General features: G+C 69.2%; 15 protein-coding genes, 1 other RNA gene and 2 pseudogenes. 7 read left to right on the plus strand and 11 right to left on the minus strand.

Annotation, left to right across the window (positions count from 1 at the left end; all coding sequences use genetic code 11):
• Positions 1–26 precede the first annotated feature (26 nt).
• From ABFB10_RS06520 to ABFB10_RS06540, 5 genes are all read left to right on the plus strand, one after another.
• Complete coding sequence (locus ABFB10_RS06520) at positions 27–2,231, plus strand: SH3 domain-containing protein (RefSeq protein WP_347165891.1); 2,205 nt, start codon at positions 27–29, stop codon at positions 2,229–2,231.
• A 54-nt stretch (positions 2,232–2,285) separates the two neighbouring features.
• On the plus strand, positions 2,286–4,715 hold the full coding sequence (locus ABFB10_RS06525) for a DUF4384 domain-containing protein (protein WP_347165892.1): 2,430 nt from the start codon (positions 2,286–2,288) through the stop codon (positions 4,713–4,715).
• Between the two features lie 14 nt (positions 4,716–4,729).
• A complete protein-coding gene (locus ABFB10_RS06530; RefSeq protein WP_347165893.1) occupies positions 4,730–5,467 on the plus strand; it encodes an OmpA family protein in 738 nt (245 codons plus the stop codon).
• A gap of 614 nt (positions 5,468–6,081) precedes the next feature.
• Positions 6,082–6,444 (plus strand): MarR family winged helix-turn-helix transcriptional regulator, encoded by a 363-nt coding sequence (locus tag ABFB10_RS06535; protein WP_347165894.1) that lies wholly within the window; start codon positions 6,082–6,084, stop codon positions 6,442–6,444.
• A gap of 72 nt (positions 6,445–6,516) precedes the next feature.
• The gene (locus ABFB10_RS06540) at positions 6,517–6,738 is read left to right on the plus strand and encodes a hypothetical protein (protein WP_347165895.1); all 222 of its coding nucleotides are present in this window, start codon (positions 6,517–6,519) and stop codon (positions 6,736–6,738) included.
• 265 nt (positions 6,739–7,003) lie between these two features.
• Here the strand turns inward: ABFB10_RS06540 and ABFB10_RS06545 are convergent, their stop codons facing one another.
• The 6 genes from ABFB10_RS06545 to nudC all read right to left on the minus strand — a co-directional run bounded on the left by ABFB10_RS06545 (position 7,004) and on the right by nudC (position 10,851).
• Complete coding sequence (locus tag ABFB10_RS06545) at positions 7,004–7,447, minus strand: FAD-binding oxidoreductase (protein ID WP_347165896.1); 444 nt, start codon at positions 7,445–7,447, stop codon at positions 7,004–7,006.
• Positions 7,353–8,405, minus strand: a complete 1,053-nt coding sequence (locus ABFB10_RS06550) for an FAD-binding oxidoreductase (RefSeq protein WP_347165897.1) — start codon at positions 8,403–8,405, stop codon at positions 7,353–7,355. The genes ABFB10_RS06545 and ABFB10_RS06550 overlap by 95 nt, the downstream gene beginning before the upstream one ends.
• A complete protein-coding gene (locus ABFB10_RS06555; RefSeq protein WP_347165898.1) occupies positions 8,402–8,923 on the minus strand; it encodes a DUF4198 domain-containing protein in 522 nt (173 codons plus the stop codon). The genes ABFB10_RS06550 and ABFB10_RS06555 overlap by 4 nt, the downstream gene beginning before the upstream one ends.
• A complete protein-coding gene (locus ABFB10_RS06560; RefSeq protein WP_347165899.1) occupies positions 8,817–9,209 on the minus strand; it encodes a hypothetical protein in 393 nt (130 codons plus the stop codon). Before ABFB10_RS06560 ends, ABFB10_RS06555 begins: the two co-directional genes overlap by 107 nt.
• A 62-nt stretch (positions 9,210–9,271) precedes the next feature.
• Complete coding sequence (locus tag ABFB10_RS06565; protein ID WP_347165900.1) at positions 9,272–9,739, minus strand: SRPBCC family protein; 468 nt, start codon at positions 9,737–9,739, stop codon at positions 9,272–9,274.
• 149 nt (positions 9,740–9,888) lie between these two features.
• Complete coding sequence (gene nudC, locus ABFB10_RS06570) at positions 9,889–10,851, minus strand: NAD(+) diphosphatase (protein WP_347165901.1); 963 nt, start codon at positions 10,849–10,851, stop codon at positions 9,889–9,891.
• A 187-nt stretch (positions 10,852–11,038) separates the two neighbouring features.
• Here nudC and ABFB10_RS06575 point away from each other — a divergent pair.
• Positions 11,039–13,022: pseudogene (locus ABFB10_RS06575) on the plus strand (bifunctional 2',3'-cyclic-nucleotide 2'-phosphodiesterase/3'-nucleotidase).
• Between the two features lie 276 nt (positions 13,023–13,298).
• On the opposite strand, the pseudogene ABFB10_RS06580 reads toward ABFB10_RS06575, so the two are convergent.
• Positions 13,299–14,398: pseudogene (locus tag ABFB10_RS06580) on the minus strand (THUMP domain-containing class I SAM-dependent RNA methyltransferase).
• 60 nt (positions 14,399–14,458) lie between these two features.
• Between ABFB10_RS06580 and ffs the strand changes: the two are divergent.
• An RNA gene (ffs, locus tag ABFB10_RS06585) (signal recognition particle sRNA small type) lies at positions 14,459–14,558 on the plus strand.
• A 129-nt stretch (positions 14,559–14,687) separates the two neighbouring features.
• Here the strand turns inward: ffs and ABFB10_RS06590 are convergent.
• From ABFB10_RS06590 to ypfJ, 4 genes are all read right to left on the minus strand, one after another.
• Entirely contained in the window at positions 14,688–15,263 is a 576-nt protein-coding gene (locus tag ABFB10_RS06590) for a protein-tyrosine phosphatase family protein (RefSeq protein ID WP_347165903.1), read from the minus strand.
• A 105-nt stretch (positions 15,264–15,368) separates the two neighbouring features.
• Entirely contained in the window at positions 15,369–16,688 is a 1,320-nt protein-coding gene (locus ABFB10_RS06595; RefSeq protein WP_347165904.1) for an ankyrin repeat domain-containing protein, read from the minus strand.
• Positions 16,678–16,896 (minus strand): hypothetical protein, encoded by a 219-nt coding sequence (locus ABFB10_RS06600; RefSeq protein ID WP_347165905.1) that lies wholly within the window; start codon positions 16,894–16,896, stop codon positions 16,678–16,680. Before ABFB10_RS06600 ends, ABFB10_RS06595 begins: the two co-directional genes overlap by 11 nt.
• 326 nt (positions 16,897–17,222) lie before the next feature.
• Complete coding sequence (ypfJ, locus tag ABFB10_RS06605) at positions 17,223–18,065, minus strand: KPN_02809 family neutral zinc metallopeptidase (protein WP_347165906.1); 843 nt, start codon at positions 18,063–18,065, stop codon at positions 17,223–17,225.
• Between the last annotated feature and the right edge of the window lie 82 nt (positions 18,066–18,147).

The following is an 18,147-nucleotide window of genomic DNA, read 5'->3' on the forward strand; positions in this document are numbered from 1 at the left end:
ATGCTTTTTTCCGAAAGGGACTTCCGATGCGCGCGCTGGCGGCACTGGCAATTCTGGCAACCTCGATCGGCCTGCCCGACCCCGGGCACGCGCAGGATTTCGTGGGCTTCGACCGGGCGAGCTTTGGCCGGGTGGTGCTGAACCGCACGGAATCCGCCGGGATCGACGATATCGAGTTCGAGCTCTCGGTCGGCGATTACAACAACGAGCCGATCCAGACCTATTCGCCCACCAGCATCTTCCGCAAGATGGGCCTGTCGGTCGGGCGGCTGGACATCCTGACCGACAACGGCGTCTTTCCCTGCACCGCCTTCATCGTCGATGAAAAGCACCTGCTGACCAACCATCACTGCGTGCCCGGCATTCTGGACAACGAACGGGCCAAGGCCACGCGCATCGACTCGGTCATGTTCGTGGCGGGTTACGTTCAGCAGGGCGTCGAGGAAGGCACCCAGCGCTACACCGTGATCCCGACGCCGGTCGAGACCTCGAAGGACCTGGATTACTCGGTGCTCGAGGTCATCGGCGACCCTAGCGCGGACTTCGGGCACCTGCGGCTGGCCTCTGCCCAGCACCACGACAACGACCCCTACCTTGTGATCGGCCACCCGATGGGCGAGGCGCAGCGGATCAGCCGAGAGAAGTGCCGCGCCAATGCGCCCGCGATCTCGAACCAGCGGCTGCTGCACACCTGCGACACGCTGCCGGGCAACTCCGGCTCTCCGGTGATCGACGCGGGGCTTCAGATGGTCGTGGGGCTGCACCACGCCGGGTCCAAGAAGGACTCCGTCAACTTCGCCATCCCGATGACCGCGATCCTCGAACAGTCGCAGGTGCTGAAGGCGGCGCTGACGGACGCGCCTGTCGAGGGGCCCGTCGAGGACCCCGGCCCCGACACCGCGCCCGACCCGGTCGACACGGCCGATCCCGTGGATCCGGTCGATCCCATCGACACCACCGACCCGGTGATCGAGGCGGCCCGGCTGTGCGATGCGCTCTACAACGAGGCCAAGGCCTTCGGCCAATGCTTCGCCTACGAGGCCTATCTGGAAACCTGCGCCCAGCACAGCTATGCCATCTTCGCCCGATCCTACGTGACGGCGGAATGCTCGGACCCTGCCGATGACCCCATCGCCCCGCCCCCGGGCAACGATCCGGTCGTGGACCATGGCCCCCTGCGCCCGTGGTGCAACGCCTCGGTGCTGAACACCGCCGAGCGCACGATCTGCGGCGATGCCTACCTTGCCGGTCTGGACGAAAAGCTTGAGCGCGCCTACGGCAGCCAGTCCGGAGTCAGCACCGCGTCGCAGCAAAACGCCTGGCGGACCGGCACGCGCGACGCCTGCGGGTCGAACGCCTCCTGCCTGAGCCGCGCCATGATCGACCGCATCGCCTATCTGGAAACACCCCCCGCGCCCCGGCCCGACAGCGGCAAAGGCTACCGCATCGTCCGGGGCAACCACGCGCTGACCAATGGCGAGTGCTACATCGTCACCGCCTCGCGCCCCTCGGTCGAGGCCGCCATCGCCTTTGCGCAAGAGTGGTTCCCGAACCGCCACGGCATCCGCATCTTCGGCTCTGACAACGGCTATTACGGCGTGATCATCGGCACGACGCCGCGCGGCTCTGCCGAGGCGCGGATCGCCAGCCTTGTCAGCGGGCGACAGGTGCCGGCGGACAGCTATTGCTCGACCGGCAGCCGCTACGTGCTGGAAGTGCTGCGCGGCGGCAGCGCGCCTGCGCCGGGCAGCTACACCATGTATGTCGACAACAATGCCTCGGGCGGGCTGAACGTGCGGCGCGGGCCGGGCACCAACTACGGCGACTTCACCGAGATCGCGCCGGGCACGCAGGTGACCGTGCTGCGCGATCAGGGCGACTGGTCGAACATCCGCATGCCCGACGGCCAGACCGGCTGGGTCTACCGCCCGCTGCTGACCAGCGCGACGCCGCATGTCCGCCAGTGCACGGCCCGGGTGGTGAACCTGCAGCCCTATTCCAACGCCTCGCGCGCCAACGGGCAGGGCTTTCTGAACATCCGCGCCGACGACAGCCCCCGCTCGCGCATCCTGTCAGAGGCCTACCTTGGCGACCAGCTGAAGGTGCTGGCGCAAAAGGGCAGCTGGGCCCGGGTCCGCTGCATCACGGGCCTATGCAATTCTCCCTACCGGGGCACCGGCGGTGCCACGGGTTGGGCCTCGAAGACATACCTGTCGATCAGGTGCCAATAACCCGGCGGCACGGACACCGCCCGAACAGGACATCATTTGCAGAGGAAACGCGTTATGACCCCAAGTGATCTGATCAAGGTGAGCGCCCTGGCCCTTGCGGCCACGCTGGCCGGGCCCGCCATGGCCCAGGACGAAGCCGCCGGGGGCATGCCCCTGCCCGCCGATGCCACTGCCGAGGAAAGCGCCGCCTACGCGGTCCTCGACAAGTATTGCGCCGAGTGCCACCAGGAGGGCCGGCTGGAAGACGGGCTGACCACGCCCAAATCCGGCTTCGGCCACGTTCTGGACATGCGCCGCCTGGCCAACGACCCGAAGTTCGTGGTCGCGGGCGACAGCGCGAAGTCAAAGCTCTACAACGTCATCGCGGGCGGCGCGCCGGCCATGCCCGACAACTGCTGGGACCCCTCCTGCACCCCCTCTGCAGAGGAACTGGCGGCGCTGGACACATGGATCGTCAAGCTGGGCGAGACCGCGCCCGAGCCGCGCGAGTTCATCCCGCTGTCGGACCTCTTCGCCATGGCCCATGCGGACCTGCAACAGCAGCCCACGAACCGCCGCGACCGCATCCGCTACTTCTCGATGCGGGAACTGTGGAACGACAGCGAGGTCACCGACGCCAACTACGAGGCCTACCTCGCCGCGACGGTCAAGCTGATGAACGCGCTCAGCTTCAACCCCAATGTCTACAAGTACGAAAAGGTCGACGAGCACGGCGTGCTGCTGCGCGTCTTCCTGCCCGACCTCGACTGGTCGCACGACCGCTGGAGCCTGCTGGAGGCCGAGTATCCCTACGCCATGGAAAGCGACACCGACCCCTATCTCGGGCCGCTTCAGCACCTGTCGGGCACCGTGGTGCCGGTCATCCGGGCCGACTGGTTCACCGCCACCGCCTCTGTCTCGCCGCTTTACTACGACATGCTGGGGCTGGCGGATACGGTGCAGGGGCTGGAACGCCAACTTGGCCTCGACATGAACCGCAACATCCTGAACGAACAGGTGGTGCGCGCCGGGTTCCGGGACTCGGGCGTCTCGACCCACAACCGCCTGATCGAGCGGCACGCGCTGGGAACCGGGTTCTTCTGGACCTCCTACGACTTCGCCGGATCGAAGGGGCGGCAGAGCTTCTTCGAATATCCGCTTGGGCCGACCTCGGCCTATGGCGACGAGCTTGCCTTTCACCATGACGGCGGCGAGTCGATCTTCACCCTGCCGAACGGCTTCCACGCCTATTACCTGAACACCGCCGACGGCGCGCGGCTGAACGTCGGCCCCACCGCCATCGTGCGCGACACCGACTATCCCGACGGCACCGGCGAGGTGGTCAACGGCATCTCCTGCATCTCGTGCCACATCAAGGGCATGCGCTTCAACGACGACTCGGTGCGCGAGGTCGCGATGAACAACCTGTCGCTGCCGCCCTCGGCGCGACAGACCATCGACGCGATCTACCCGGGCAAAGATGTGGTGAACGGCTTCTTCGAGAAGGACATGAATGCCTTCTTCGAGACGCTCACCCTTGCGGGCATCGACCCCGACACCAAGGCCGCCGGGCTGGAACCGGTGCGCGGGCTCTTCGTCTACCACGTCGACTACTTCATCGACTTCGAGCAGGCCGCCAATGAACTGGGCCTGACCGAAGAGGACCTGCGCGGGCGCATGGCCTTTGCGGGCCACGAGAACGCCAGCCTGCTGACCCGGCTGGACATCTCGCCCATCGCGCGGGACGAATGGAACGCGGCCTACCCGGTGCTGCTGGAGAAGCTGACCGACTACCGCCCGCTGAAGACCGACTACAGGGTGACGACGGCGCTGCCGCATTCGGTCAAGCAGGTCGTGAAGGGCACCGCCCACGAACCGCCTGCGGATGTCTACGACACCCCCGCCCCGGCCAAGACCCACGCCGCGCCCACCACCCATGCCGATCTGGCCAGGACACCGGCCGAGAACGACTACGTGCCCACGCAGCACTCGGTCCCGGCGCAAAGCCACCTGACGGTCTATACCGACAAACCGGCCTACAAGGTGGGTGAGGGCATGCAGATCTTCGTCGAGCCGCGCCACGATTGCCGCCTGACGCTGATCTCGATCGACGACGACCACGACAGCTGCGTGCTCTATCCCTTCCCGGGACTGGACGACGTGGTGATCAGGGGCGGCACGCAGTATGTCTTCCCGCCGCAGGGGTCGCTGCGCACCTCCGAGCCGGGGCTGGAAACGATCCTCGCGATCTGCAACGGCGGCCAGAAGGCCATCGACACCGTGACCCGCGACACCACGCAGGTCTCCTGCGCGGCGGATCACAAGCCGATCTCGAAGGACCACTACGAGACGGTGGTGAACGAGACGCTGGTGCTGGACCTGAACGGCGGCGCGCCGGACAGGAAGACCACCCTGTCGGGCGCCGATTACCGCGCCGTCAGCGACCACAATCCCGACGTGACGAAGGCCCAGATCTCGGTCGTCGTCCACAACGAACAGTATTGAGAAAGGAGAGAGCGATGCGACTGACCGCACCCCTTGCCCTCGCTCTCTGCCTCGGCCTGCCCCATGCAGGCCTTGCGCAGGGCGAGATCTTCATCCCCGGGGCCGACGACACCCCCGCGGTGCAGCGCGCACCGCAGCCCGCCAACCGGCTGGCCGGGTGTCTGCTCAACCCCAACGCCGGCACCTGCGGCGGCGTCACCGTCGACCCGGACGGGCTGGCGCTGGAAAGCGCGGTGCCGGGGGCCTCCGACGTGCAGTTCGAGACGCTTGTGCTGGACCTCGACACCAAGACGGTGACCGTCGCCAAGACGCCGCCCCCCGCGCCGCCGCGATACGACGACCCGCAGCCCGCCCGACATGGCACGGTGGCCTATCCCTCGGTGGCCGTGACCATCGAGTTCGACTACGACAGCGACCGGGTGCGCCACGACCAGCGCGGCAAGATCGACCAGCTGGTGGCGGCGCTGCGCGATCCGGCGCTGGCGGGCACCGCCTATGCGGTGATCGGCCATACCGACGCCATCGGGTCGGATATCTACAATTGCGACCTGTCCGTGCGCCGCGCCGCGTCCGTGACGCGGATGCTTCAGACCAGCGCCGTCACCCTGCCGCTCTACCCGGTGGGCTTCGGCGAACAGGTCCTGAAACCCGGATACGACCCCCGCGCGCCGCAACACCGCCGCGTAACCTTCCTGCGCATGCCCGACAGCCCGGGCGCGGTGCAGCAGACCGTCAGCGCCCTCTGCCCCTGACCCGGCCCGCCCCCGCCCTCGGGCAGGGGTCCGCCCCGTCCTTCTCTGGTCTGCAAATACCGCGGGTGGGGTTCGGGGAGGGCAGCGCCCTCCCCGGGGCCTGCGTGGCCTGAACGCAAATCGACCCTCTGCGCCGCAAGGCGCGCCGTCGGATCAGGCGCCCGGATTCCCGCCCCGCCGGGCAGAATCGCCAGTCGGGTGACGGCCCGAAGATCCCGCCCCACCGCGGTCCATCCGGGAAACGACCCGAAGACCTCCGGCTGCGATCCGACACGGGCGCGGCCCTCGGCGCATTCTTTTCGCCTAAAGGTTGCGCCCCATCCGCTCAGACATGCATAGGTTTAAAAGACCGGCGGTTTTAGGCCGCCTGCGACTCTTGGCGGCGCCTCGGATAGGCCGATTTTCTTGACAAGACGGGAGCCTCACATTCATCCCTGAGGTTGATAAATTTTCAAACGTTGACAAAGCAACCACTTGATTGGCACCCTCAGTACGGAGACAAGATGAAAGACAACATCGGGACACCACGTCCGCCCGATACCCCCATCGGACAGTTTTTGACGTATCGATTGGCCAGGGTACAGGCCAAACTGAATGCACAGGCCAACCGCCTCGTGAAGGACTGCGCAGGACTGACGCTGACCCAGTGGCGGCTTATCGCCCTGATCGGCGCCACCGACCGCAGCACGGCGGCCCAGTTGTCGCGCTACGCCGCGATGGACAAGGGGCTGATCAGCCGCAACCTCAAGGCGCTTGGCGAAGAGAACCTCGTGCGGATCATCCGCGACACCGAGGACAATCGCCTGCAGCACCTTGAACTGACCGCAGAGGGCCGCGCCCTGTTCGACAGCACCCTGCCCCGCATGCAGGCGCGCCAGAACGCATTGCGCGACCGGCTCGACGAGGAAGAAGTCAGGGCTTTCCTCGCAACCCTCGACAAGCTGGAACAGGCCGCAGAGGATCCCGGCCTCGGTTGAGCGCGGGCCGCCGCCCCTTTCCCCGACGGCGGCGGCGTGGCACAAGGGCCTTCTCGCAACACCGGGTTCCGCATGTCCCTGCAAAGCATACTCGACGTCCGCCACCCCTTCTTCCTGCCGCTCTGGCGGCGGGTTGCCCTGGTTGCCCTCTGCGGCGGCTGGGCCCTGATGGAGCTGGCTCTGGGCAATCCGCTCTGGGCGCTGGTCTTTGCCGCGATCGGGGGCTGGTGCGGCTACCAGTTCTTCGCCATCTTCGACCCGAAGGACTACCAGCCGCGCGACGGTAGCGACTGAACCCTCCCGGATGCGCCCGCCCCCGTGGCCGCGCCTGTCCCGGCACGCGCTGCGGTTCGGCCCGCGCCCCCGGGGAACCGGGCCAAAGGGACGATCTGCGCGGCCCCGTGGAAACGGAACGCCGCCTTGCCACCGCAAACACCTGCCTGCGCGCCCCCGGACGGGCGCCTCTGCCGGGATCACGCAGCGGGCCTCCTGGCACCGCGCCCCGTCGCGGCGGGCAGCGCCACCAGAGGGCGCGACGCCGCCCCCGCAAGGCTCCTGCTCAGGGCAGAACCTTGCCCGGGTTGAGGATGCCTTTCGGATCGAGCGCCGTCTTCACCGCGCGCATCACCTCCAGCGCCACCGGATCGCGGTGCCGGGCCATCGAGGCCTTCTTGTGCAGCCCGATGCCATGTTCGGCGGAAAAGCTGCCACCCGGGGCCCGCACCACCTCTTCGACCGCCTCGATCAGCGCCCCGCCCTCCGCCGCCCCAGAGGGCCAGAGCGTATAGTGGACATTGCCGTCGCCCAGATGCGCGACCACCATCTCCTGCACATCCGGGTCGAGCGCGCGGCAGCGCGCGCCCGCCTCCGTCAGGAAGGTCTCGACCGCGTCCAGCGGCACGGCGACGTCATTGACCAGCGCGCCGCCCCGCGACAGCGAGACCTCGACCGCCGCCTCGCGGCGCGCCCACATCTCGGCCCGCTGCGCCTCGGAATGCGCCACCACCGCATCCAGCACCAGCCCCTGTTCCAGCAGCTCGACCAGCGTTTCCTCGGAGGGCAGCAACCACCGGGACAAGGCCGTCCTCGCCCGGGGTGCTGTCGCGCGGTGACGTGACGCCAAGCTCCAGCAGGATGTTCACCGCCTGCGGGCTGTCGAAGGGCGCGCGCGCCTCCGGGTGCAGGGCAAGATAGGTGTCCATATAGGCGGCGGGCATGTATTCGAAGGCCTCCACCGCGCCGCCCGTCACGTCCTGCAGGCGGTTGAGCAGCACCAGCGCCTCGCTTACCGAGCGCGCGGCCACCATTGCGGTGGCATGGGCACGGGGCTGACGCACCAGCTTCAGCACCGCCCGGGTGATCACCGCCAGCGTGCCTTCCGATCCGATCAGCAGGTGGCGCAGGTCGTAGCCCGCGTTGTTCTTGTGCAGCGCCGTCATCAGGTCCAGCACGCGCCCCTCCGCCGTCACCGCTTCGAGCCCCAGCACCAGATCGCGCGTATTGCCGTAGCGCAGCACGTTGGAGCCGCCCGCATTGGTCGCCAGAAGGCCGCCGACCCGGGCCGAGCCACGGGCGCCGAAGGTTATCGGGAAACTCAGGCCCTGCGCCTCTGCCGCCTCGTGCAGCGCGGACAGGACCACCCCCGCGCCAACCACCGCGACGCGCGCCTCGGGGCGGATCTCTTCGATGGCGTTCAGCCGCTCCAGCGACAGCATCACCGCGCCGTCGCCATGGGTGCCGCCCGCCAGCCCGGTATGGCCCGAGACCGGCACAACGGGCACCGCCGCCGAATGGGCGATGCGCATCACGGCACAGACCTCCTCGGTCGATCCGGGCCGGACAACGCAAAGCGGCGTCCAGCGGTAGCGTCCGGTCCAATCCCCGGACCAGGCCGCCATGTCACCCCCGGTCAGCACCCGGTCCTCGCCAAGCGCCCCGCGCAGGGACTGGATCACACTCATTCCGGCACCCGGAAGGTCAGAGAGGCCCAAAGACTTTCCCAGGCCGGATCGTTCGGGCCGGCAACCTCCAGCTCGCGCATCACGACGCTGTCGACGAGGTAGACATGCCCCGGCGCCACCTCGATCACCGCGCGGCCCCCGGCGTCGGTCCGGTAGGTCGCGACGGAAACCGCGCCGCCGGGATCGCGGGCAAAGACCGTGACCTGCGTGTCCGCCCGGGGCGCGCCGCGGTACAGCACACGAACCGGCAGGCCTCCGGACAGGTCGTCGGTGTAGGGATTGGCCTGCGCCACGATCTCTGTCAGCAGCCCCGCCTCGCGGTCGGCGCCCTGCCCGTCGCCCACCGCGATCAGGCTCTTGGCGTGGCGCGAATAGCGCTCCCGCAGGCTGTCGCGCGGCAGGCCGCGTGCGTCATGGCGTGCCGCCACCCAGGAAAGATCCTTGTCCGCAAGGAAGCTCTCGAACTTGTCCCAGCTGTTGTAGGTCAGCTTGTAGTCGCGGGTGACATGCACCACCACGGCCAGTGCCGCTGCCCTCGACCGCCATGGACAGGGCCGGCCTGTCGCCGGGGCGGCCCTCGACCGGATGCGCGGCGCCCCCCAGCAGCACGTCGAAGCGCGTGAAATTCGGCGGCACGTAGCCGTAGCGCGCGCCCTCCAGGCTCTCGCCGACCAGCAGATCGGCGACCAGCGGCGCCCCGGGCGCGACCGCGAAGGCCTGCGGTTCGATCCAGAACTCATGCGCCGCCAAGGGCCCCGGCGCCGCCAGAGCCGCCAGCACGAATGCCAATCCCGAAAGTCTCAAGCACAGTCCTCCCGACGCCCTCACCGGTACAGCATAGCCCAGCCGCGCCCGCAGGCCAGCATTCACGCGCTGCGCTGCAACCGCCCTTCGAGATCCGTGGCAAGCCCCGCGATCCGGTGACGAAAGCGCTTGTCGATGCCGCCCTTGGCCAACTTCAGCGATTGCACCAGCAGCCGCGCCGACAGGGTCTTCGGCTTCAGCTCTGCGGCCATGTTGATCCGGGTGCGCGCCCGCGCCAGCGCGATCAGGTCGATCCCGGTGTCGATCTCCAGCCCGCCAGAGACGGTGTGGAAGGCGATCCGCTCGGATGGGGCGTATTCGGTCAGAACGATCTCTGCGGTGCGCGTCTTGCCCCGGAACTGGAAGGTCACGTGCCAGCCCATGCCGGGCGCGGGGGCGCTATGATCGCCGGTGCGCCGCACCTCGATGCCGCGCCGCATCGCCTGCCGTTCCAGCGTCTCGAAATCGGCAAGCTCGGCGAACACGCGGTCGAGCGGGGCCTCAATGTCTTCGGTTGCGGTCAGTTGCATCGGGTCTCTGCCTGTTCCTGCCTGATTTGCCTCGACCGCCCCGGGGCGATCCCGGCGGAAGCTACAGGAAAGCCCCTGCCGATCCTAGCGCCGCCGGTCGCGCAGAGCGGCAATGATGCGCCCGCGACACCGTCGCGGGCCGCGCGCCGTCAGTCCAGCCGGTCCGCCAGCCAGTTGCGCAGCATGAACTGCGCGATGGCCCCCCGGCGGGCGGGCATCAGCGCCGGGTTCAGGCCCGCGTAGGCCTCGGCCACCTCTTCGCGGGTGAACCAGCGCGCGTCCTCCAGCTCCATCGGGTCGACGGTGACGGTCTCTGCCAGCGCCTCGCCATGGCAGCCCATCATCAGCGAGGAGGGGAAGGCCCAGGGCTGGCTGGCCAGGTAGCGCACCGGGCCGACCGGCACGCCCGCCTCTTCCATGACCTCGCGGCGCACGGCGGCCTCCATGGTCTCGCCCGGCTCGACGAAGCCCGCGAGGCAGGAATACATGCCCTCGGGCCAGCCCGGAGAGCGGCCCAGAAGCGCGCGGTTGCCCCGCGTGATCAGCATGATCACAACCGGGTCGGTGCGCGGGAAGTGATGCGCCCCGCAGGCCGGGCAGATGCGCTGCCAGCCCGCCTGATGGATCTCGGAGGCGGCGCCGCAGCGCGCGCAGAACCCGTGGCTGGCGTGCCACGATTGCATCGCCTTGGCGGTCGCCGCCAGTTCCGCATCGCGGGCGGAGAGCCGCGTCATCACGCGCCGTAGCTCGGCAAAGCGGCCCTCCGGGCAGCCGGGGTGGACCTGCTCTGTCGCGTCGCTGAAGCCTGCCTCCGGCATCTCGCCGGTCTCGGGCGCCCATGCAGAGAGGTCATGGGCAAAGACCGCCGCACCGTCCTCGCGGCCCAGCAGGATCGGCGCGGCGCGGGCCTCGGACAGGATCGGATGGGTCAGCGGCAGGCGCAGCAGGGCCAGCGGGTCCTCGCCCGCGATCAGCGGCTTGCCCCGCCACAGCACGATCACCCGCGCCCGGGGGTCCTGCAGGGCGGCGGCCAGCGCCGGGATATCGCCCCGGATCTCTGCCGCGCGGTCCAGCGCAGACCCGCCGAACGTCACCTCTTCCGCATGTTTCATGGCCCCTCCCCTGCCCGGAGCCTCAGCAATGCCCCGCCCGCCGGGGCGATGCAATCAACTCGTGGGTTGCGAGACCCGCTCCGGTGCTATGCTGTCCCGGCGCAGGGGCCGAGTCGTGTCGCTGTCATGCTACCGTCGCCGAACAAGTCCATGCTGCGCCAAGCACTCGAACCGACAGGGGAACCCCATGCCACAGAAGACACGCCAAGGCCTTTCGCGCCGCCAGTTCCTGACCACCACCGCCGCCGGGGCGGCCCTGATCGCGCTGCACCCCTATTCGGCCCGCGCCGCCGCCAATCAGGCGCATCTGCGCATCCTCGAAACGACGGACCTGCACGTGCATGTCTACCCCTATGACTACTACGCCGACAAACCCGTCGACACCGTGGGCCTGTCGCGCACCGCCTCGATCATCGACGCGATCCGCGCCGAGGCGACCAACACGCTGACCGTGGACAACGGCGACTTCCTGCAGGGCAATCCGATGGGCGATTACATCGCCTACGAGCGCGGCATGAAAGAGGGGGACATGCACCCGGTCATCACCGCGATGAACACCGTGGGCTTCGACGTGGCCACCATCGGCAACCACGAGTTCAACTACGGCCTCGACTTCCTGATGAAGGCGGCGGCGGGCGCCGACTTCCCGCTGGTGCTGGCAAACGTGGCCAAGTCCGAGGGCGCCGACCCGACGAAGGACGAGACGCTGTTCAAGCCCTACGTGATCCTCGACCGCCAGCTGACCGACGGCGCCGGAGAGACCCACCCCATCCGCATCGGCGTGATCGGCTTCACCCCGCCGCAGGTGATGAACTGGGACCGCAAGCACCTCGAGGGCAACGTGACCGCGCGCGACATCGTCGCAACCGCCAAGGCCTATGTGCCGCAGATGCGCGAAGAGGGCGCCGAGATCATCATCGCGCTGTCGCATTCCGGCATCGGCGCCGCCGAGGCCAGCGACGGGATGGAGAACGCCTCGACCGCGCTGGCCGGGGTCGAGGGCATCGATGCGCTGGCCACCGGGCACAGCCACCTCGTCTTCCCCTCGCCCGCCTACGCGGATGTCGCGGGCGTCGACCTGGCGGCGGGCACGCTGCAGGGCAAGCCCGCCGTGATGGGCGGCTTCTGGGGGTCGCACATGGGGCTGATCGACCTGCTGCTGGAACGCGACGGCAATACCTGGCGCGTGGTCAGCGCCACCAGCGAGGCGCGCCCGATCTACGAGCGCGGCGAGGATCGCTCCATCACCGCACTGGTCGAGGACGACGCAGAGGTGCTGGCCTCGGTCGAGGACATCCACCAGCAGACGCTGGACTACGTGCGCCGCGCCGTCGGCGAGACCGCGGCCCCGCTGCACAGCTACTTCGCGCTGGTGGCCGACGACCCCTCGGTGCAGATCGTGTCGCAGGCGCAGAAGTGGTACATCGAAGAGATGCTGGCCGGGACCGAATACGCGGGCCTGCCGGTGCTGTCCGCCGCCGCCCCCTTCAAGGCCGGCGGCCGCGGCGGGCCGGACTATTACACCGACGTGGCGCCCGGCCCGGTGGCGATCAAGAACGTCGCCGACCTGTACCTGTATCCCAACACGGTGCGCGCGGTAAAGGTGACGGGCGCGCAGGTCAAGGACTGGCTGGAACGCTCGGCGGGCATGTTCAACCAGGTCGACCCGGGCGCCTCTGACGCGCCCCTGCTGAACCCGGACTTCCCCTCCTACAACTTCGACGTGATCGACGGGGTGACCTACCAGATCGACCTCTCGCAGCCGTCGAAATACGGGCCCAAGGGCGAAGAGATGAACCCCGAGGCCAATCGCATCGTCAACCTGCAATTCGAAGGCGCGCCGATCGACCCGGGGCAGGAGTTCGTCATCGCCACCAACAACTACCGCGCCTCGGGCGGCGGCAGCTTCCCCGGCGCGGGAGGCGACACGATCATCTTCGAGGCCCCCGACACCAACCGCGACGTCATCGTGCGCTTCATTGTCGATCAGGGCACGATCAACCCCGCGGCGGATGCCAACTGGTCCTTCGCCCCGATGGACAAGGACACCACGGTGCTCTTCGAGACCGGCCCCAGCGCGCGCAACCATGCGACTCGATGTGAAGGCGGTCCGGATCGAGGAGGCCGGCGAGGGGGAGAACGGCTTCGCGCTCTTCCGCATGACGCTCTGACGGTCTGACGGTCCGGGGGGTGGAGCGGCGGCGCATGGCGCCCCGGCCTCACCGCCGGACCCGGTTTCACGGACGGGATCGAGGGGCCAGCCCCTCGCGCTCCCCGGGATATTTCCGGACAGAAGAAACAAGGAGCGCGCGCCTGTTTCTTCTGTCTACAAATATCCATTCCGACGCGGCCGCGCAGCGCAGGGCCCGGACCGGCATTGCACCGGCTCGGGGTCGGCGGGCGGGCGCCTTTGCGCGAAGCGCAAACAGAGCCGCCCCGCCGACAGGCTAGATGCGCGCCTGGTAGAGCTTCACCGCCAGCCCGCCGAAGGCCACCGGCGGCCCGGCCTCCAGCGCCAGCCCGGTGGCCTTGGCCAGCCCGCCGTCGCTGGTGACCATGCCCAGCCGCCAGCCCGCGAAATCCTCGCGCAGCCGCGCGCCAAGCGCGCCGTAGAGCGCGAAGAGCAGCTTGCGGTCGCCGATCCGCGCGCCGTAGGGCGGGTTCACGATCACCAGCCCCGGCGGCCCGTCGGGCCGTTTCAGGTCGCTGACGGCGTGGCGGTCGAAGGCGCAGATCTCTGCCACTCCGGCCCGCGTGGCATTGGCAAGGCTCGCCCGGATCGCCCCGTCGTCGCGGTCCGATCCGCGAAAGACAAGCGTCGTCTCCCGCCGCGGCAACCCGGCCTTCTCCGCCGCCCATTCTGCGGCATCGAAGCCTGCCAGCGTCTCGAAGGCAAAGCCACGCCCGCGCCCCGGCGCCAGCCCCGCGGCCATCTCTGCCGCCTCGATCACGAAGGTGCCCGAGCCGCACATCGGGTCCACCACCGGCTCTGTCCCGCTGTAGCCGCACTGGCGCAGGAACAGCGCGGCAAGGGTCTCGCGCATGGGCGCCTTGCCGACCGCCTCCTTGAAGCCGCGCCGGTGCAGCGGCTCACCCGAGGTATCGACCGAGATGGTCACGAGGTCGTCCTCGATCCGCACCATGACGCGCAGCGGCGCCTCTGCCTCGATGGGGGCGCCCAGCGTCTCGGTGATCGCCCGTTCGACCCGCTGGCGGGCTGCGCGGTCGTGGTAGATCCCGGAGTTCCGGCAGGTCACGTCGACCCGGACCGGCACATCCGGGCGCAGCACCCCGGCCCGGGGGAACTTGCGCGCCCGCTTGTCCAGCTGCGCAAGGTGAAAGGCGCGGAATTCACCGACCCGCGCCAGCACCCGCCCGGCGCCGCGCAGCACCAGGTTGGCGCGCCGCACCTCCGGCCAGCCGCCCATGACGGTCACACCGCCGGGCACCGCCTGCGGCTCGGCAAAGCCCGCCTCGGCCACCTCTTCCAGCAGCACCGGCTCCAGCCCCGGGGGGCGCTCAGGAATATCTCGAAACGCGTGTCCATCCGCAGCCCTTAGCGCACCTGCCCCCATTGCAAAAGCCGCTCGTCTGTCCTACATGCCCTCTTGAGAGGTTGTGCGGGCAAGCGCCTCGCCAACCCGGTCAGGTCCGGAAGGAAGCAGCCGTAACGAGCCCCGCTTGGGTCGTTGCAATCTCTCACCCAGCGATTTGTGCCTTGCACAAGTCGCAAAGCGACAGGCGCTTTCCGCAGGAAAGCTGCCTAAAGCGGCCAGCCCTTTCCTGTTCATCGCAGCGCGCTTGCCGGCGGGCCGCGCTGTGAATCGCCCCCTCACTCACGGCTTCTTGCCGCTGCCCGGCCCGGCGCGCCGCGCCTCGTCCGGGTGCCTGCGGAACTCCACCGCCTCGCGCGGGGCCGCCAGAGCCCAGTCCCGCTGCGGGCCCGGAACCACCGCCCCCGGATGCACCGACACAAGCCGCACCTCGGCCTCGTCCGGCGCCTCTCCGGCCTCGATCATCAGCCGCAAGACCAGCATCCCGGCGCGCCCGGCGCCCGCACGGCTGTAGACAACCACGCGCCCGCCCCCCGCCAGCGCGCGCCGCAGGGCCGCGCTGGCCTCGGTCCAGGCGGACAGGGTCTCGGCGGAAGGCGCCTCTGCGGCCATCACGGGCACATGCAGCCAGCGCGTGCCCTTGTCCTGCACCGCCTGCGGCAGGCTGCGCGCGCCGACCTCTTCCATCTCGGCCTGGGTGGCGAGACAGACCACGAAAGCGGGCCGCAGGCTGGTGACATGCTCCAGATCGCCCCGGAAATCCCCCGCGGCGCCCGGCAGCGGCGACAGGGCCACGATCCCGCCGCCCACCGGCAGCACATGCAGCACCGCCGCGCCCCTCTGTTCCGCTTCCGCCATGCAGTCCCTTTCGGCCATTCAACACGAATCGCCCGATGATACACACTTGCGCGGCAGCGCCCAGAGAGCGCCTGACGCCTGGCAGCGGGGCGGCGCCCGCGCGCCTCAGACCACCTGCCCGGGCCGCGCCTCGGCCCAGTCTTCAAGGAAGTCCCGCAGGGGTTCGGGGGCCAGCGCGATCTCGCGCCGGGGCAGCGCCACGCCCTGCCGCAGGGCCAGTTCGAGGCACCCGAGGTAATCCCCCGCCGCCCGGTCGGGATTGTTCGCGGCCCCGTGCAGGATCGTCCCCAACAGGGTGCCGCCATGGCCGTTCACATGGCTCAGGTCGGGCCGCAGGGTCAGCAGCCACTTCAGAACCTCGGCCTTCCCGGCCCAGCCCGCCACATGGGTCGGCGTGACCTGCTCGTGCGGATCGGGCCTGTCGTAGGGAACGCCAAGGTCGACAAGCCGCTTCATCTGCGCCAGCCGCCCCGGCAGATGCACCAGCTCGCGCATCAGGTCGGCGTAGGCCGGGGCCAGCCGCGCCGGGTCGATATAGGCGCCCGGAGAGTCCTGCCCCTCTGCCGCCCGGGCCATCAGCGCCTCTTCGCGGGTCAGCTCGGTGCTGCCGCCCGCATCCGCGATCGCCTCTGCCACCGCCGTCGAGCCGAAGACCCGCGCAAGCGCATAGGCTGTGACGCCCGCGTGCCGCCGGTCGGGATCGGCGCCCGCCGTCAGCACCAGCTCTGCCATGCGCCGGTCGCACCCCCGCCGCGCCGCCTGATGCAGCGCAGGCACCACCACCGGTGCCTCGCCCGCCACCGTCGCATCGTTGAAGTCATCGGCCTGCGCGCCATGGGCCAGCAGAAGCGCCACCGCCTCGTGATCGTTGAAATCCATCGCCCGCAGCAGCGCATTGGTCCCGCGCGGGTCGGCGCCTGCCTCCAGCAGCATGCGCAGCCCCTCGCGGTGGCCCAGTTCCGTGGCGTGATACAGCGACTCGCCGTCGTTCGGATCGGCGCCGTGATCCAGCAGCCAGCGCGCCAGAACCATGTTGCCCGCATGCCCCACGGCGCCGTAAAGCGCCGACAGAAGATGCCGCTCGCCCGGGGTCATGGCAAAGCCGTCGTCCACATCCGCGCCATGCGCCAGCAGCAGTTCCGCCACCGCCAGCATGTCCGCCGCCACGCCGGGCCGCCCCTGAAACCATCGCGAGAAGGCAAGGTGCAGGATGGGGCGCCGTCCGCCCGCCTCTGTCACCGCAAGCGCCGGGTTCCGTGCAAGGGCCGCCGCAACGGCCTCTCGCCGGTAGAGCGCGCATTCCAGACCGAACATCCCGTCCGCCAGATCCGGCCACTGCAACAGCAACTCTTTCACCAGCGCGTTGCGGTCGTGAAAAAGCGCGATCTTCAGCCGTTGCAGCGCGGTGGCCCGGTCAAGGCCCATGGTCTCGGCCCGCCAGTTTCAGCCGGGGCCAGCTGGCAAAGCCGTTTTCCTGCGCGATCACATGCAGAAAATCCGCGCGAACAAGATCCTGCCCGCCGCGCGGCGGATGCTCTTTCAGCCGTATCACGGCCTGAGGGTCGCGCGCGATCCACGCGCGCTGCAACAGCTTCGCCTCACGGCGCAGGGATTCGAGAGAAAGTTCGGGCATGAGGGTTCCTCCGTCAACGCCCGTGATCCGCCTGTCGGGCAAGAGAGAACCGAAGAATGCTGTCGGTCGTCCTTGGGCAGGTGCATCACGCTTTCCGCGGATCAGGAGGCCCCCTGCGATGGCCCTTGCCGCCAAAGACCACGAATCGCGCCCGCAGCGCAAGCCCCGCGCGCGCCTGCCGGTGCCACGCAGGCTCCGCCCGCCAGAGGCAAGACAGAACCACAGCCCCCTGCCCTTCTTTGATTTGGAGGATACCGTGGAGCGCGCGCGATGGGGCGAAGCCGAAGCTGCGCAGCGCCGCCTCACACACGCGCGAGGCGTGCGGCCTACAGGGTATCGGTCCCGAAGGTATCGCAGGCCTGCGGATCGCCGCTGTCGAAGCCCGTCGCGAACCAGCGCTGCCGCTGTTCCGAGGTGCCATGGGTGAAGGTATGCGGCTGCGGCACCCGCCCGGCGCGCCGTTGCAGCGTGTCGTCGCCGATCTGCCGGGCCGCGTTCAGCGCCTCGTCAAGGTCGCCCTTTTCCATCAGGCCCTGCACCTTGCTGGCCCAGACGCCCGACAGGCAATCGGCCTGCAACTCCAGCCGCACCGTCAGCGCATTGGCCTCGCGCTGGCCCGCCCGCTGGCGCAGGGCGTTGACCTCGCCGAGGATGCCCAGCTCGTTCTGGACATGGTGGGCGACCTCGTGGGCGATTACGTAGGCGGCGGCGAAATCGCCCCCGGCGCCAAGCTGCGACCGCATGGTGGCGAAGAATTCCGTATCCAGATATGCCTTTTCGTCCGCCGGGCAGTAGAACGGCCCGGTGGCGCCCGAGGCGCCGCCGCAGGGGCTGGAGGTCACGCCCGAGAACAACACCAGCGTGGGCGGATCGTAGGGACCGCCGAAACTGTCGGGGAAGACGTCCGACCAGACCTCTTCGGTGGTGGCCAGCACGCGGGCGCTGAACTCTCCGGCCTGCTTCTCGGCCTCCGTCAGTTCGCGCGGGGCGCCTTGCGACTGGGGCGCGCCGCCGTTCAGCAGCGGTGTCACGTCGATGCCGGTGAAATAGCCGATGGCCAGCACCAGCAGCACCCCGCCGATGCCCAGACCTCCCACGGCAGCGCCGCCGCCCCCGCGTCCGCGCCGATCCTCGACGTTCCGGCTGCCCCGGATGTTCCTCAACCGCATCGCCTGCCCTCCATGCCGCGCATGATGCCCCAACGTCACACTCCCGCGAGCGGTTCCCGGCCCGCCCGGCCTTGCCCGGCAA

The organism is Ponticoccus litoralis, from assembly GCF_039769985.1.
GTDB classification, from domain to species: Bacteria; Pseudomonadota; Alphaproteobacteria; order Rhodobacterales; family Rhodobacteraceae; genus Ponticoccus; species Ponticoccus litoralis.

Excerpts from the sequence above, each read along its gene's own strand:
- ABFB10_RS06600 (WP_347165905.1), bottom strand. The coding sequence starts at position 16,896 with ATGCCCGAACTTTCTCTCGAATCCCTGCGCCGTGAGGCGAAGCTGTTG.
- nudC (WP_347165901.1), bottom strand. The coding sequence starts at position 10,851 with ATGAAACATGCGGAAGAGGTGACGTTCGGCGGGTCTGCGCTGGACCGC.
- ABFB10_RS06530 (WP_347165893.1), top strand. The coding sequence starts at position 4,730 with ATGCGACTGACCGCACCCCTTGCCCTCGCTCTCTGCCTCGGCCTGCCC.
- ABFB10_RS06565 (WP_347165900.1), bottom strand. The coding sequence starts at position 9,739 with ATGCAACTGACCGCAACCGAAGACATTGAGGCCCCGCTCGACCGCGTG.
- ABFB10_RS06590 (WP_347165903.1), bottom strand. The coding sequence starts at position 15,263 with ATGGCGGAAGCGGAACAGAGGGGCGCGGCGGTGCTGCATGTGCTGCCG.
- ABFB10_RS06540 (WP_347165895.1), top strand. The coding sequence starts at position 6,517 with ATGTCCCTGCAAAGCATACTCGACGTCCGCCACCCCTTCTTCCTGCCG.
- ABFB10_RS06550 (WP_347165897.1), bottom strand. The coding sequence starts at position 8,405 with ATGAGTGTGATCCAGTCCCTGCGCGGGGCGCTTGGCGAGGACCGGGTG.
- ABFB10_RS06520 (WP_347165891.1), top strand. The coding sequence starts at position 27 with ATGCGCGCGCTGGCGGCACTGGCAATTCTGGCAACCTCGATCGGCCTG.
- ABFB10_RS06525 (WP_347165892.1), top strand. The coding sequence starts at position 2,286 with ATGACCCCAAGTGATCTGATCAAGGTGAGCGCCCTGGCCCTTGCGGCC.
- ypfJ (WP_347165906.1), bottom strand. The coding sequence starts at position 18,065 with ATGCGGTTGAGGAACATCCGGGGCAGCCGGAACGTCGAGGATCGGCGC.
- ABFB10_RS06595 (WP_347165904.1), bottom strand. The coding sequence starts at position 16,688 with ATGGGCCTTGACCGGGCCACCGCGCTGCAACGGCTGAAGATCGCGCTT.